Annotated in this window: 13 protein-coding genes; all 13 read left to right on the forward strand. The window is 56.4% G+C overall.

Annotated elements, in window-relative coordinates; translation table 11 throughout:
* Positions 1 to 27: 27 nt before the first annotated feature.
* Complete coding sequence (locus AC1DUR_RS21010; RefSeq protein ID WP_477719998.1) at positions 28 to 1,560, forward strand: TIGR03016 family PEP-CTERM system-associated outer membrane protein; 1,533 nt, start codon at positions 28 to 30, stop codon at positions 1,558 to 1,560.
* A gap of 25 nt (positions 1,561 to 1,585) precedes the next feature.
* Positions 1,586 to 2,617, forward strand: coding sequence for an XrtA/PEP-CTERM system-associated ATPase (locus AC1DUR_RS21015; protein ID WP_477719997.1), 1,032 nt, complete (start codon positions 1,586 to 1,588; stop codon positions 2,615 to 2,617).
* Complete coding sequence (gene wecB, locus AC1DUR_RS21020; protein ID WP_477719996.1) at positions 2,614 to 3,780, forward strand: non-hydrolyzing UDP-N-acetylglucosamine 2-epimerase; 1,167 nt, start codon at positions 2,614 to 2,616, stop codon at positions 3,778 to 3,780. The genes AC1DUR_RS21015 and wecB overlap by 4 nt, the downstream gene beginning before the upstream one ends.
* Before the next feature lie 23 nt (positions 3,781 to 3,803).
* Positions 3,804 to 4,667, forward strand: coding sequence for an XrtA system polysaccharide deacetylase (locus AC1DUR_RS21025; RefSeq protein ID WP_477719995.1), 864 nt, complete (start codon positions 3,804 to 3,806; stop codon positions 4,665 to 4,667).
* 7 nt (positions 4,668 to 4,674) lie between these two features.
* Positions 4,675 to 5,712: a FemAB family XrtA/PEP-CTERM system-associated protein gene (locus tag AC1DUR_RS21030; RefSeq protein ID WP_477719994.1), complete on the forward strand. Its 1,038-nt coding sequence runs from the start codon at positions 4,675 to 4,677 to the stop codon at positions 5,710 to 5,712.
* Positions 5,709 to 6,962, forward strand: coding sequence for a TIGR03087 family PEP-CTERM/XrtA system glycosyltransferase (locus AC1DUR_RS21035; RefSeq protein WP_477719993.1), 1,254 nt, complete (start codon positions 5,709 to 5,711; stop codon positions 6,960 to 6,962). The genes AC1DUR_RS21030 and AC1DUR_RS21035 overlap by 4 nt, the downstream gene beginning before the upstream one ends.
* Positions 6,959 to 8,539: an exosortase A gene (gene xrtA / locus AC1DUR_RS21040; protein ID WP_477719992.1), complete on the forward strand. Its 1,581-nt coding sequence runs from the start codon at positions 6,959 to 6,961 to the stop codon at positions 8,537 to 8,539. Before AC1DUR_RS21035 ends, xrtA begins: the two co-directional genes overlap by 4 nt.
* A gap of 31 nt (positions 8,540 to 8,570) precedes the next feature.
* Positions 8,571 to 9,851, forward strand: a complete 1,281-nt coding sequence (locus tag AC1DUR_RS21045) for a nucleotide sugar dehydrogenase (protein WP_477719991.1) — start codon at positions 8,571 to 8,573, stop codon at positions 9,849 to 9,851.
* Positions 9,852 to 9,949: 98 nt separating this feature from the next.
* Positions 9,950 to 10,255, forward strand: coding sequence for a glycosyltransferase (locus AC1DUR_RS21050; RefSeq protein WP_477719990.1), 306 nt, complete (start codon positions 9,950 to 9,952; stop codon positions 10,253 to 10,255).
* A 13-nt stretch (positions 10,256 to 10,268) separates the two neighbouring features.
* Entirely contained in the window at positions 10,269 to 10,916 is a 648-nt protein-coding gene (locus AC1DUR_RS21055) for a glycosyltransferase (protein WP_477719989.1), read from the forward strand.
* Between the two features lie 149 nt (positions 10,917 to 11,065).
* The gene (locus AC1DUR_RS21060) at positions 11,066 to 12,964 is read left to right on the forward strand and encodes an XrtA/PEP-CTERM system amidotransferase (RefSeq protein WP_477719988.1); all 1,899 of its coding nucleotides are present in this window, start codon (positions 11,066 to 11,068) and stop codon (positions 12,962 to 12,964) included.
* A gap of 25 nt (positions 12,965 to 12,989) precedes the next feature.
* The gene (locus AC1DUR_RS21065; protein ID WP_477719987.1) at positions 12,990 to 14,183 is read left to right on the forward strand and encodes a glycosyltransferase family 4 protein; all 1,194 of its coding nucleotides are present in this window, start codon (positions 12,990 to 12,992) and stop codon (positions 14,181 to 14,183) included.
* A gap of 126 nt (positions 14,184 to 14,309) precedes the next feature.
* The coding region (locus AC1DUR_RS21070) for a DUF5935 domain-containing protein (RefSeq protein ID WP_477722080.1) at positions 14,310 to 14,574 on the forward strand (265 nt) is incomplete at its 3' end.

A 14,574-nucleotide genomic window follows, 5' to 3' on the forward strand; every position in this document is an offset into this window, starting at 1 on the left:
CGGGCGCTGCGAGTCACGGCCAAGTCTATGCCGGTAGCCGCTGGTTTGGTTATGGTGTCGGCTGGCGCTTTTGCTCAGGAGCCTGACTCAGACTCGGGTCCGAAACAGGCTCTGTCGATTGTGCCGCGTGTCTCCGTTACCGAGACACTGACAGATAACGTGCGCCTGAGCAGTGTCGGTCAGCAGTCAGACCTGATTACCGAAATCAGCCCGGGCATCCGCATTATTGTTGATGGTGCCCGAGTCAAGGGCTACTTTGACTATGCCTTGAATGCAATTTCCTCTGCTAAAAATTCTTCACGCAGCCACACCCAAAACGCACTGAATACGTTTGGTACGCTGGAGGCTGTTGATAATTGGGCCTTTATTGATTTCAGCGGCTCCATTTCGCAGCAGGCTGTGTCTGCCTTTGGTACGCAGTCAATTGACAACACATCGGTCAACGCCAATCGAGCCGAGGTATCAAGCTACCGGCTATCACCCTATCTGCGCGGACGTTTGGGCAGTATCGCCAACTATGAGGCACGTTACAGTCGAGCAGTGACGGACAGTGATGCAGCGATAGCTTCTCGTATCACAACGGTCGACAGTGCTTTAAGACTCACGGGTGACAGTCCCTTCACGACTCTTGGTTGGTCGGCTGACGCCAGTCAACAACGTGTTGATTTCAGTGCCGGTCGTTCATCCGAAGCGGACCGTTTTGGCCTTGGCTTGTCCTACAGGATTACTCCTCAATTAAGCGTGTCGGCCAATGCCGGGCGTGAAGCCAATAACTACATAAGCTTCGACAAGCGGAGCTACAGCACAAGCGGCTTCGGGGTGAACTGGTCGCCGTCAGAGCGGACCCGCCTGTCCGCTTCACGCGATCGCCGGTTTTTCGGAAACGCTCACAGCCTGAGTTTTGAGCATCGAACGCCACTCACCGCATGGAAATTTACTGATTCGAAGGATGTTTTAACAACGCCCACCCAGCTTGGCATTGCCAGTCGGGGAACCATCTTCGACCTCTTGCAAAGCCAGTTTGCATCTATCGAACCTGATCCTGTGCTGCGTGCGCAGTTGGTGAGTGTATTTTTACAGGCCACTGGTATAAGTCCCGGTACACCAGTCGTCAGCAGCTTCTTGACGTCGGCTGTGTCCTTGCAACGCCGGCAAGATTTGCTGTTTGCGCTCTTGGGCGTGCGAGACACCATCACGTTTATTGCCACGCGAAGCGAAAGCAGCAGGCTTGACACCATTTCGAGGGCTGTTGATGATTTCACCAGGTCTTCATTCATTCGACAGCGCGGCTTCAGCGTCAACTACGCGCACCGTTTAACCCCTGATTATTCACTGGGTGTTCTGGCATCGCAGCAAAAAACCTCTGGGGCGGATAGTCTGCAAAACATCTCTGGGGTGAATAGTCTGCAAAACACCACGTTGCGAGCCCTCAACGTCAACGTCACGGGTAAACTGGGTAAGCAGACCGCTGTTTCCGTGGGGCTGCGCCGCGTGGTTGCCAGAGGTGCTTCGCCATACGATGAAACCGCGGTCCTCGGCAGTTTGACTGTTCAGTTTTGACTCATGTATTCCGATTGTTACAGTCATGTATTCCGATTATTACGGATTAAGCAGCAAGCCTTTTCAGCTCAACCCTGATCCGAATTTTTATTTCGGCAGCAAACAACACCGGCGAGCCAAGGCCTACCTCGACTACGGTGTTCAACGAAACGAAGGTTTCATTGTCATCACGGGTGAGGTTGGGGCGGGCAAGACCATGATGGTACGTGGCCTGCTTGCCAGTCTGGACTCCAAAAAAGTCGTAGCCGCCAACCTTGTGACCACCCAGCTGGATGCCGACGACACCCTGCGAATGGTGGCCGCTACTTTTGGTGTGCGGGTTAAAGACGTTTCAAAGGCCGACATGTTGATGGCGCTGGAGGCTTATCTGGTCCACCAGACAAGCCAGGGAAAACGCTGTCTTCTGATCGTCGACGAGGCCCAGAACCTCACAGCCCGGGCGGTAGAAGAATTGCGTATGCTGTCGAACTTCCAGTTGGGCCAACAAGCGCTGCTACAGACGTTTCTGGTGGGGCAGCCCGAATTTCGAACCATTTTGCAAAGCCCCACCATGCAGCAACTCAGGCAGCGCGTTACGGCGACATGCCACATTGGTCCGCTGTCTTCAGATGAAACACAGGGTTACATTGAGCACCGGTTGAAATGTGCTGGTGCGACGGGGCGTCCCACCTTCGATTCAGCCGCTTTTGAAGCAATTTTCAAAGCCTCCGGCGGCATTCCCCGCCGTGTCAATCTGATTTGTGATCGCTTGTTGCTATTTGGTTTTTTGGACAACAAAGACGCTTTTGGTCTTGAAGATGTCAATAAGGTGGTGTCCGACATTGACAATGAATCGGCGGTTCCTTCCAATAAGGCGCTGGAGGAGAGTTCGGCTCCAGCGTTGGCGGGCACGATTTCCAGTCAAATTCACGCCTTGGGTGTTGAGCTACACGACGAGCGCTTGCGCCATCTGGAGGGAAGCGTGTTCCGCCTGGAACGTATCAACCTCGAAATTCTCGGCATACTGCAAAAGCTTCTCGTGGCGGTCAAAAAGATCAGCCAGGAAAGTTCCCAATGAGCATTTCGGGTCCGGTCATCTGTGTTGTGGGTGCGCGGCCGAATTTTATGAAAATGGCGCCCATTCTGCGTGCCATGGCCGCCCATGTTCCGCCCCTGCCCGTGCTCTTGGTACACACCGGTCAGCACTACGACAAAGACATGAGTGATCGCCTGTTTGAAGATCTGAGGCTGCCGCGACCGGACATCAATCTTGAAGTCGGATCTGGCACGCACGCGATCCAGACTGCCGAAGTCATGCGCCGGTTCGAGCCTGTAGTTGATGCGCATAAACCCTCCTGCGTGGCGGTGGTCGGTGATGTGAACTCCACGCTGGCCTGCTCTCTGGTTGCGGTCAAAAAGGGTGTGCCGGTAGTGCACATTGAAGCCGGCTTGCGCAGCTACGACCGAGCCATGCCGGAGGAAATCAACCGAATCCTCACGGACCAAATTTCTGACAGGCTTTACACCACAGAGCGCACCGCTGAAGAAAATCTGGCACGGGAGGGTATACCACCAGATCGGGTTTGCTTTGCGGGAAACGTCATGATTGACTCGGTGATTTTTGGCCGGGCAAACGCCCGCAGCGCCAAGGACACCCTGCAAGCCTGCCACATAGACCCCCTGGTTTTGAGTCATCCCATCGGCTATGGCGTGGTCACACTGCATCGACCCTCCAACGTAGACCATCCCGAAACCCTGCGTGCCTTGCTTGGTGTACTCGGTGAGGTTGCTGCCAGCTTGCCGTTGGTGTTTGCCTTGCATCCCCGCACCCGTAGCAACATCGACCGTTTTGGTCTGGCGGCCATGATTGATCCAGCGCGCATGGCGTTGTTATCGCCACTGGGCTACCTTGAGATGCTGGGGCTGATGGCAGGTGCCACTGTGGTACTCACCGACTCGGGCGGCCTGCAGGAAGAAACTACGGCGCTTGGCGTGCCCTGTCTGACGCTGCGAGAAAACACCGAGCGTCCGATCACTGTTGAGCAAGGTACAAATATCCTCGTGGGGCGTAACCGCGATACGATTTTGAGTGCGATACGAGAAATTCTGGACGGACGGGGCAAGCGTGGCCGGGTGCCTGAATTGTGGGACGGTCATGCCGCCGAACGTATCGCGGCTGATCTGTACAAATGGTTGGAGCCGAAACAGACTGCAATGGCCCTGGAATCAGGCAACACATAGATCAATCTCATAGATCAATCTGTATGCCGACCTCAACCATCACCAACGCGCTGACGATTGATGTCGAAGACTATTTTCAGGTATCGGCATTTGCATCGCACATCGCACGTTCCGAATGGAATACGCGTGAATGCCGCGTCGAGCGGAATGTCAACGCCATTCTTGACATGCTGGCGCGTCGCAATACCAAGGCAACCTTTTTTACTCTGGGCTGGATTGCCGAGCGTTACCCCCAGTTGGTGCGTGAGATAGTCGAGGAGGGCCACGAACTGGCCAGCCACGGTTATGGTCACGAGCGCGCCAGCGACCAGTCCGAAGAAGCTTTTTTTGCCGACATTAATTTGGCCAAGATTGTTCTGGAAGACTTGACGGGCGTTCAAGTCAATGGCTATCGCGCTCCTAGTTTTTCGATAGGCACTGGCAACCTCTGGGCTTTTGACTGCCTGGTTCGGGCCGGTTACCGCTACAGCTCAAGCATTTACCCTATTCGGCACGACCACTATGGCATGCCGGACTCGCCGCGTTTTGCCTACGAGGTGCGCCCCGGCTTGATGGAAATTCCGATCACAACGCTGCGGGTGTTAAACCGCAACCTGCCGTCCAGCGGAGGAGGGTACTTCAGATTGCTGCCTTACGCCCTGTCACGCTGGATGCTCGGCCGGGTGAACAGGCATGACCGACAGTCGGGCGTCTTCTATTTCCATCCTTGGGAGATCGACACCGGGCAGCCGCGCATTGCGGGCATCAGCAGGAAGACGCGCTTTCGGCATTACGTCAACATTAGCCGCATGGAAAGCCGATTGAACTGCTTGCTGGGTGACTTCAAGTGGGGTCGCATGGACGAAATTTTCCTGCACAGGTTTAGCAAACAAAGCCCTTTCGTCTGAAAACGCCATGCTGACCGTCAAACGCCTGGGACCTCAAGACGTCACCGTGGCGGGGTTATGGGATGCGTTCGTTCTGGCATGTCCCGAGGCTACTTTTTTTCATCGTGCCGGTTGGCAGAATATTGTGCGCGGTGTTTTTGGACATGACACCTATTTTTTGTATGCCGAGTCCGATGGCCATATCCAGGGTGTTCTGCCGCTCGGTCATGTCAATAGCTGGCTGTTTGGCAACTCGTTGAGCAGTCTTCCTTTTGCCGTGTACGGCGGCGTCGCAGCGCTCAACGCACAAGCGGCAGAGGCCCTTGAGCTGGAGGCTCAGAAAATTGCCCAACGCCTCGGTGTGGCTCACCTTGAATTGCGCAACGTTAATCCACGTCACAGCGATTGGCCCACGCAGCACCTGTACGTCACTTTCCGCAAAGAAATTCTAGCCTCCGAGGAGGCCAACCTGCTGGCCATCCCGCGCAAGCAGCGCGCCATGGTGCGAAAAGGTATCCGAAACGGGCTGGTCAGTGAAATTGACGATAACGTTGATCGCTTCTTTACTCTTTTTGCCGATAACGCCCACCGTCACGGCACCCCGGCAATGCCCAAAAATTACTTTTTGGCATTGCAAACCGAATTCGGTCCTGACTGCGAAGTGCTCACCGTCCTTGCGCCCGATGGTCGCCCCTTGAGCGGCGTCTTGAGTTTTTACTTTCGCAATGAAGTCCTGCCTTATTACGCCGGCGACTTTGAGCTCGCCCGCGAGTTCGCTGCCAATGACTTCAAATATTGGGAGCTCATGCGTCGCGCCTGCGCCCGCGGCCTCAAGGTATTTGATTACGGCCGCAGCAAGCAAGGCACAGGCACTTACGCATTCAAGAAAAACTGGGGTTTTGAACCAACGCCGCTGCACTACGAGTACCGGCTTTACAAGCGTCACGCCATTCCGCAAAACAACCCGAGCAATGCCCAGTACAGACTTATGATTAAGGCTTGGCGTCGCCTGCCTCTTGGTTTGGCCAACTGGTTGGGGCCGGTTGTTGTACGTAATCTCGGATGACCACCACCATGGGTAATCTGCTTTATTTGGTGCACCGGCTTCCCTATCCTCCCAACAAGGGCGACAAGGTGCGCTCGTACCATTTGCTCAAACACCTGCGGCAACAGCACCGTGTTTTTCTGGGTACCTTTGTGGACGACCCGGAAGACGAGGCCTATGTGGACATCGTGCGTGCGATTTGCCCCGACCTGCATGTGGCGCGACTTACCCCCCGCACAGCGAGGCTGCGAAGCTTAAGTGGCTTGTTAACGCACCAGGCGCTAAGCCTGCGTTACTACCAAAATACAGGTTTGCAGGCGTGGGTCAACCAGACGCTGGGAGCTAACAAAATGGACGCCACGATCATTTTTTCCTCCGTCATGGCGCAGTATGTTCCGGGCACGTCCGGCGGCGCTCTCCCGCCCATGCTGGTGGATTTTGTCGATGTGGATTCTGCCAAGTGGACGCAATACGCCACCAGCCACAAATGGCCGCTGTCTTGGCTGTACCGGCGTGAGGGCGAGCGCTTGCTGGCCTACGAGCGCGCGGTAGCGGCCCGCGCGCAACGATCGTTTTTCGTCACGGAAAACGAAACTGCCCTGTTTCGCCACAAGGCCCCTGAGAGCGCCAACCGGGTTGGAGTCATCTGCAACGGTGTTGATGCTGAGTATTTTTCGCCCAACCCCAGCTATAGCTCCCCTTTTTCCGGCAGCGGGGTCCACCCGGAGCAAATACCGCTGGTATTCACCGGCGCCATGGACTACTGGCCCAATATCGACGCCGTGACCTGGTTTGTGCAGGATATCCTTCCCGTTCTGCGTCAGACCTGGCCACAGTTGCGCTTCTACATTGTGGGGCGCAGCCCATCGCCCGCCGTTTTGGCACTTGCATCCAATGCCGTCGTAGTCACCGGTACCGTGCCAGACGTTCGGCCTTACCTGCAACACGCTGCAGTCGTTGTTGCGCCCTTACGCGTGGCCCGTGGCATACAAAACAAAATTCTCGAGGCGATGGCCATGGCCCGCCCCGTGGTGGCGTCGCAGGCTTGTGTCGAAGTAATTGATTCCCGACCCGGCGAAGAGTTGGTCTCTGCCGCAGAGGCCGCTGACTTTGTTCGTGAAATCGATGCGTTGCTGAGATCTCCTGCCCGAGCAGCTGCAGTGGGTCAGTCTGGCCGGCAGCGTGTAGTACAAAGTTACAGCTGGGACGCCCATATGGCGAGTCTGGACCGCTATCTGGGCGACCCACCACTTGCACACGGCAACGCATGAACTCAATCGTCAGTCAGAACCTGCTCAAGGGCGAGGTCCGCCTGGCGCAACCGTGGCGTCAGGCCGTCCCGGCTCTGCTCCTGTTACTGGCCTGGACCTTGTTTCTATACCGCGATACCGGCATCGCCATGGTGACCATCTGGGCCCGGTCTGAAACCTTTACCCATGCTTTTTTGGTGCCACCTATTGTGCTGTGGCTCGTCTGGCGCCGTCGCCAGCTCATGGCAGCGCAAACACCACAGCCGGCGCTTGGCGTTTTTCTGTTGGCGGCCTGCGCAGCCTTTGCCTGGTTTTTGGGCGATTTGGTGGCAGTCAATGCCGTCACCCAATTGGCATTTGTGGCGCTGCTGGTTTTGGCGGTGCCTGCTGCGCTGGGCTGGTCCGTTACGCGGCTGATAGTTTTTCCGCTGGGTTTCCTGTTTTTTGCCGTGCCTATTGGTGAGTTCGTCATGCCCCAGCTCATGGATTGGACAGCCGATTTCACTATTTTTGCTTTGCGCCTGAGCGGCATTCCCGTCTACCGGGAAGGCTTGCAGTTTGTCATTCCCTCTGGCAACTGGTCTGTGGTGGAGGCTTGCAGTGGTGTGCGCTATTTGATCGCATCTCTCACCGTCGGCACCATCTTTGCCTATCTGAACTACCAATCGGCCAAGCGCCGTATCCTGTTCGTGATCATTTCCATACTGGTGCCCATTGCTGCCAACTGGGTGCGCGCCTACATGATCGTCATGGTGGGCCATGTCTCGGGCAACAAATTCGCAGTAGGCGTTGATCACCTGATTTACGGCTGGCTCTTTTTTGGCATCGTCATCATGCTGATGTTCGCCATTGGCGCCCGCTGGGCCGAGCCCGAGAAAGCAATCGATGTGCGCAGCGCAGAGCAACCCGCCGAGCAGACTTTGTCCGCTGCCAGGCTGTGGGCCACCATGGCCTGCTTTGCGGCGCTGGTGGCTATGCCGCACATCGCATTGTGGTTCATTGACCGGGCTGAGGGCGACGCCTCGGTGTCACTCATCGCGCCGACGACTCTGGCTGCAGATTGGCAAGCCGCCGCACCCGTTGCGGCAAGCTTCAAACCGGCTTTCCAGAATCCATCTGCCGTCATCAACAAAAGCTACGCCAGCCAGGGTCACATCGTCGGGCTGTATCTGGGCTACTACCGGCATCAGGACTACGATCGCAAGCTGGTCAGTTCGAGCAATGTGCTGGTCAACAGCAATGATTCCCAATGGGCCAAGGTGGCCGGCAGTAGTCGCACTGTCAAGGTGGGCAACAAAGTGGTGAGCGTGCGCACCGCCGAGCTGCGCGGAGCGGCTCTGTCGGCGCAGGGCAATCCAGGTCGTCTGGCGGTTTGGCAAATATATTGGATCAACGGCACTTTGACCGCCAGTGACCACGTTGCCAAAGCATACAGCGCGTTTTATCGTTTGACGGGACAAGGCGATGACTCTGCAGTCATTGTTGTTTACACCCCCCAAGCTCCGGCTGGAGCTGAACAAGCTGTGCTGGAATCCTTTTTGTCGACTAACTACGAAGCCGTCGAGGCACTGTTGTTGAAGGCGCGGCAAAGCAAGTGATAACAATTTTGAATGCGATGGAGATTTCAAAATGACTGTAGTTGCTGTGATCGGTTTGGGTTATGTGGGTCTGCCGTTGGTGGTGGAGTTTGGCAAGCACCTGCGCACCATCGGGTTTGATATTGCAGTATCCAAAGTAAAGTCATGCCTTGAAGGCATTGACCCGTCTCGTGAGCTGTCAGACGAGGAAATGCGGGCGTCTCTCCACGCCGTGTACACCGCAGACCCCAGCATGCTGGCCGAGGCTGACATCATCATCGTGGCTGTGCCAACACCTGTAGACAACGCCCATATTCCCGATTTTCGTCCGCTCATCGGCTCCAGCACCAGCGTCGGACGTCACATGAAGAAAGGTGTGATCGTGGTCTATGAATCCACCGTTTATCCAGGCGCCACCGAGGAGGTTTGCATCCCCGTGCTGGAGCGTGAATCCGGCCTCAAGTGGAAGCAGGACTTTTTCGTGGGCTATTCGCCGGAACGAATCAACCCTGGCGACAAGGAGCACACTCTCACCAAAATCCTCAAAATTGTCTCGGGCGATTCCCCTGAGACGCTGGACAAAGTGGCCAGGCTCTACGAGACCATCATCGTGCCCGGTGTGCACCGCGCCTCCAGCATCAAGACCGCAGAAGCCGCCAAAGTGATCGAAAACACCCAGCGCGATCTGAATATTTCCCTGATGAACGAGTTGTCCATCCTTTTCGACAAGCTCGGCATTGACACGACGGAGGTACTCGAAGCCGCTGGTACCAAATGGAATTTTCTTAAATTCAAGCCGGGACTGGTGGGCGGCCACTGCATTGGCGTTGACCCCTACTACCTGACCCACAAGGCCGAAATGCTGGGCTATAACCCCCAGGTTATTTTGGCCGGCCGCCGCATCAACGACGGCATGGGGAAATTCATTGCAGAGCAGACCATCAAGCAGATGATTGCAGCGGGCAGCCACATCAAGGGTGCGAAGGTGAACGTGCTCGGGCTCACGTTCAAGGAGAACTGTGGCGATCTGCGCAACTCCAAAGTCATTGACATCATCAATGAGCTCAAGTCATATGGTGTAGAAGTGTATGTGACAGACCCGCTGGCTGAATCTGATGCGGCCGTGCATGAGTACGGTGTGCCGCTGTTGGCCTGGGCTGATTTGCCCAGGGCTGATGCGATCGTAGCTGCGGTTGCTCATAAGGAATTTGCCGAATTAAGCATGGACGATTTTGCAAAAAAACTGGTAAAAGGTGGCGCGTTCATTGACGTTAAAGCGGCTTTCGACCGTAGCGCCATTGAAGGCGCTGGTTACCGGCTCTGGCGCCTGTAAAGACGCCTGTAAAAGGGCCTGTAAAAGGTTATGGCAGCACGACGCGTCAGCAAAGGCTGTATATGCAGGGTGATCCTCGTCCACTTGTGCTCCACGTGATGTACCGCTTCGACACTGGCGGGCTAAAAAATGGCATTGTCAACCTCATCAACCACATGCCCTACCAGGCGTATCGGCATTCTGTGCTGGCTCCGACCGAGGTTACAGACTTCTCCCGGCGCATTCAGCGCACCGATGTTGAATTCATCTCGCTGCGCAAGCCACCAGGCCACGGCTTCTGGCAATACCCCAAGCTATTCAAACTGTTCCGTCGACTCTGCCTCGCCATCGTCCACAGCCGAAACCTTGCCGCGCTCGAAGTGCAGGCCCCAGCTTGGGCAGCGGGCGTGCCGGTTCCACGGTGAACATGGCCGTGATGTGGGCGACCTGGACGGCAGCAACGTCGCCTACCAGCGCATACGCCGTTTCTACAAGCCGTTCGTTCACCACTACTTGGCCCTGTCGCGTGACCTGGACGACTACTTGGTGGACAAGGTGAAGGTGCGGCACGACAAAATAACTCAGGCCTACAACGGGGTTGACACCGAGCACTTTTACCCGGCGTGTGATGGGCCGCAGCGCATAGCCGGTTGCCCGTTCGAGCCCGCACGACACTGGCTTATCGGAACAGTGGGGCGCATGCAGACCGTCAAAAATCAGGTCATGCTGGCGAACGCGTTTGTTCGGACTCTTGCTCTGGCACCTGAACTTGAAACCCGGATTCGATTGGTCATGGTGGGGGAGGGGCCCTTGCGCCTGGAGGCCGCAGGAGTGGCCCACTTGGCATGGCTGTCCGGTGAGCGAATCGATGTGGCCGACATCATGCGTGGCTTGCACGCCTTTGCCTTACCGTCACTGGCCGAAGGCATTTCCAACGCCATTCTGGAGGCTATGGCCAGCGGCCTGACGGTGATTGCCACAGCGGTGGGTGGCAATGCTGATCTGGTGGTGCATGGGCGGACCGGGTACATGGTTCCGCCTGCCAATCCGCAGGCAATGGCTCACCAATTGGTGGCGCTTGCGTGAAATCCGGAACAGGCCCGCAGCATGGGTGAAGCAGGTCGCCAGCGCATGCAGGCGAATTTCAGCATACGGGCTATGGTATCCACTTACCAGTCTGTGTACGATTAGCAGATGCGGCTCAATTGCTTCATTCAACAAGATTAGCAGGCAACATGTGCGGAATCACCGGAATTTTTGACACCCGCGGCGCCAGTGACATCGACCGCGGCGTACTCCAGTGCATGAACAACTCGCAGTTGCACCGCGGCCCGGACGAAGGCAGTCTGCACATCGAGCCCGGAGTGGGCCTGGGCCACCGGCGCCTGTCCATCATCGACATTGCCACCGGCCAGCAGCCGCTATTTAACGAAGACGGTTCAGTGGTGGTTATCTTCAACGGAGAGATCTACAACTACCAGCAACTTATCCCCGAACTGCTGGCGCTAGGCCATGTGTTCCATACCAAGAGCGACACCGAAGTCATCGTCCACGCATGGGAGTCCTGGGGTGCCGACTGCGTCAAGCGCTTTCGCGGCATGTTTGCCTTTGCCCTGTGGGACCGCAACCAGCAAACCCTCTTCATGGCGCGGGACCGGTTGGGCGTCAAGCCCATGTACTACGCGCTGCTGGACGATGGCACGCTGTTGTTCGGCTCCGAACTCAAGTCCCTACTTGCACACGGTGGCCTGCGTCGCGACATCGATCCCCTGGCGGTGGAAGAGTATTTTGCACTGGGCTATGTAGCCGAACCCCGCACCATCTTCAAGCAAGCCAACAAGCTGCCGCCGGCCCACACCCTCACCATCCGGCGTGGCCAGCCGATGCGTGAGCCGGTGGCGTACTGGGATGTCAAGTTCAGCCTGGACAATCCCATCTCGGAGGCCGATGCCCGGGCCGAGCTGGTGGAGCGACTGAAGGAGTCTGTTCGCCTGCGCATGATCGCCGAAGTGCCATTGGGTGCTTTCCTGTCGGGTGGTGTTGATTCCAGCGCGGTGGTGGCCACCATGGCCGGCTTGAGCGCTGACCCCGTCAACACCTGCTCGATCGCCTTTGACGACCCGGCCTTCAACGAGTCCGCGTTTGCGCAAAAAGTCGCCGACCGGTACCACACCAACCACCGCGTTGAAACCGTCGAGAGCGACGATTTCGACCTCATCGACACGCTGGCTCGCCTGTACGATGAACCCTATGCCGACAGTTCAGCCATCCCCACTTACCGGGTTTGCCAGCTGGCGCGCAAGCACGTGACTGTAGCGTTATCAGGGGATGGTGGCGACGAGACTTTTGGAGGTTACCGCCGTTATCGCACGCATCTGCTAGAACAAAAATTGCGTGCGACGTTGCCGCTCGGATTGCGCCGTGCGGTATTTGGTGCGCTGGGGCGATGGTATCCAAAAGCTGATTGGGCGCCCCGCATCTTCCGTGCAAAGACCACTTTTGAAGCGCAGGCACGCGATTCGGTCGAGGCGTATTTCCATACGATGTCACTAATTCGTGAGCCCCTGCGCAGTCAGCTTTACAGTGACTCATTCAGAAGGGAGCTTGGTGGGTACAGTGCTAGGGAGGTGTTTCGCTGGCACGCCAACCTCGCTGGTACGGCTGATCCGCTTGCGCTAGTCCAGTACCTTGATCTCAAAACTTATCTGGTCGGGGATATCAATACCAAGGTCGATCGTGCCAGCATGGCCCATTCCCTGGAGGTGCGCGATCCGCTGATGGACCATGAACTGGTGGAATGGGTGGCAACGCTGCCATCAGCATTCAAGATGCGGGGATCAGAAGGAAAGTACATCTTCAAGCGGTCCCTGGAACCCCACTTGCCACACGACGTGCTGTACCGGCCCAAGATGGGATTTGCAGTTCCCTTGGCGCAATGGTTTCGCGGTCCATTGCGCATGAGAGTGCGCGAGGCACTCTTGGGTAGTTATGTGGCTGATTCAGGATGGTTCAATCCCACCACGATCCGTCATTTGCTCGAGCAGCATGAGTCAGGCGCTCGTGATCACAGTACGCCGCTCTGGGCGCTGCTGATGTACGACGCCTTCTTGCGCAACGTCACGTACAAGGTTTAATGGAAGCCACGCCCGTGTTGCATATATGAAAATTCTTTATCATCATCGAACCGCATCTCGTGACGGCCAGTCCACGCATATTGAAGAGATGATTCGTGGGCTCAGGTCCAATGGCCATATCGTCAGGGAATGCGCGCCCAGTGTGGATGGGCACAACCCCTCTGGGGGCAGTGCCGGATGGGTGGGGCGACTCAAGGTATTTCTGCCCAGATCGGTTTACGAGCTGGCGGAACTGGCCTACTCGCTGGTGGCCTACAGGCGCTTGGTTCGAAATATCCGGGAATTTCAGCCAGATGGCATCTACGAGCGCTACAACCTTTACCTGTTGTCTGGCGTATGGGTGAAGAAGCGGTTCGGTTTGCCACTGATACTCGAAGTGAATGCGCCCATGGCAGTTGAGCGGCGTCAGTATGGTGGTCTCGCATGGCCAAGACTTGCAGATAAGCTGGAGCTGTACGTCTGGAAAAATGCTGATGTGATCCTGCCAGTCACTCAGGTCCTTGCAGACTACATGGTTTCAAAGGGAGTGGATCCCGGTCGGATTCGGGTCATTCCCAACGCCATCAATGAGAACCACTACGCTGTTCTTCCCTCATGTGCAGAAGCGAAGGCATTGCTCGGGTTGACCGGGCGTGTCGTCGTGGGTTTTACCGGTTTTGTTCGCGAGTGGGACAGGCTCGACAGAATCGTGAAATGGATCGCACTGCGGGCTGCCGATCAAAATGTTCACCTACTCGTAATTGGAGATGGACCCGCTCGCCTCGAAGTGGAGCAGTGTGCGGCAAGCCACGGCGTGTCAGATCGACTCACATTCACGGGTGCCGTGGAACGTGAGAAGGTTCCCGCCCTGTCCATGGCTTTTGATATTGCCTTGCAGACTGCTTTAGTACCTTACGCCTCTCCCCTTTGTTTGTTCGAGTACCTGGCGCTCTCAAAAGCCGTCATCGCGCCCGATCAGCCCAACCATCACGAAATCCTTACCCATGGTGTAGATGCGCTTTTGTACGACCCCCAAGGTCCGGACGGTATCGAGAAAGCGCTCGATACACTTTCCGGTAATGTGGAGTTGCGTGAGCGGGTCGCTGCTGCTGCCGGCGAGGTCATCACACGGAAACAACTTACATGGAGACAGCATGCTGAAAAGGTGGTCAGCTTGTTTTCAGAAATCAGAAAAGGAAATGCCCCCCGTGCAAGCCAACTGGGCTCTGCTGGGTCGTGAACGAGGGAGATGATGTGAAGATCGAAATTATCCGTTTGCTGCCCTTTTCGACGCTCTATCAAAGCATGTCCGAAGCGCGGGTCGGTCTGATTAGTGGCTTCGCAGCCCAGGTACTGGGGTCAGTCCATGCGTGACTTGGTACTCGGCCCAGTCATCGTTGGTATTGCGGCATATGGTCTATTGCACCCCTGGATCGGCATTCTGGGTTGGACCTGGATCAGTATCATGAACCCGCATTCGTACACTTGGCACCTGAGCAGCATGCCGGTCGCTGCTACCGTCGCCGGGGCGACCCTGCTGGGCGTGTTGCTCACCCGTGACCGACGCCAGTTCTTTGTGACACGTGAAACAGTCGTGCTGATGCTGTTCATGCTTTGGATGTGCATTACTT

Source organism: Polaromonas sp. P4_F4 (assembly GCF_056401355.1).

Bases quoted from the DNA above. Each gene is read 5' to 3' on its own strand.
- AC1DUR_RS21010 (WP_477719998.1), top strand. From the start codon at position 28: ATGCCGGTAGCCGCTGGTTTGGTTATGGTGTCGGCTGGCGCTTTTGCT.
- AC1DUR_RS21015 (WP_477719997.1), top strand. From the start codon at position 1,586: ATGTATTCCGATTATTACGGATTAAGCAGCAAGCCTTTTCAGCTCAAC.
- wecB (WP_477719996.1), top strand. From the start codon at position 2,614: ATGAGCATTTCGGGTCCGGTCATCTGTGTTGTGGGTGCGCGGCCGAAT.
- AC1DUR_RS21025 (WP_477719995.1), top strand. From the start codon at position 3,804: ATGCCGACCTCAACCATCACCAACGCGCTGACGATTGATGTCGAAGAC.
- AC1DUR_RS21030 (WP_477719994.1), top strand. From the start codon at position 4,675: ATGCTGACCGTCAAACGCCTGGGACCTCAAGACGTCACCGTGGCGGGG.
- AC1DUR_RS21035 (WP_477719993.1), top strand. From the start codon at position 5,709: ATGACCACCACCATGGGTAATCTGCTTTATTTGGTGCACCGGCTTCCC.
- xrtA (WP_477719992.1), top strand. From the start codon at position 6,959: ATGAACTCAATCGTCAGTCAGAACCTGCTCAAGGGCGAGGTCCGCCTG.
- AC1DUR_RS21045 (WP_477719991.1), top strand. From the start codon at position 8,571: ATGACTGTAGTTGCTGTGATCGGTTTGGGTTATGTGGGTCTGCCGTTG.
- AC1DUR_RS21050 (WP_477719990.1), top strand. From the start codon at position 9,950: ATGTACCGCTTCGACACTGGCGGGCTAAAAAATGGCATTGTCAACCTC.
- AC1DUR_RS21060 (WP_477719988.1), top strand. From the start codon at position 11,066: ATGTGCGGAATCACCGGAATTTTTGACACCCGCGGCGCCAGTGACATC.
- AC1DUR_RS21065 (WP_477719987.1), top strand. From the start codon at position 12,990: ATGAAAATTCTTTATCATCATCGAACCGCATCTCGTGACGGCCAGTCC.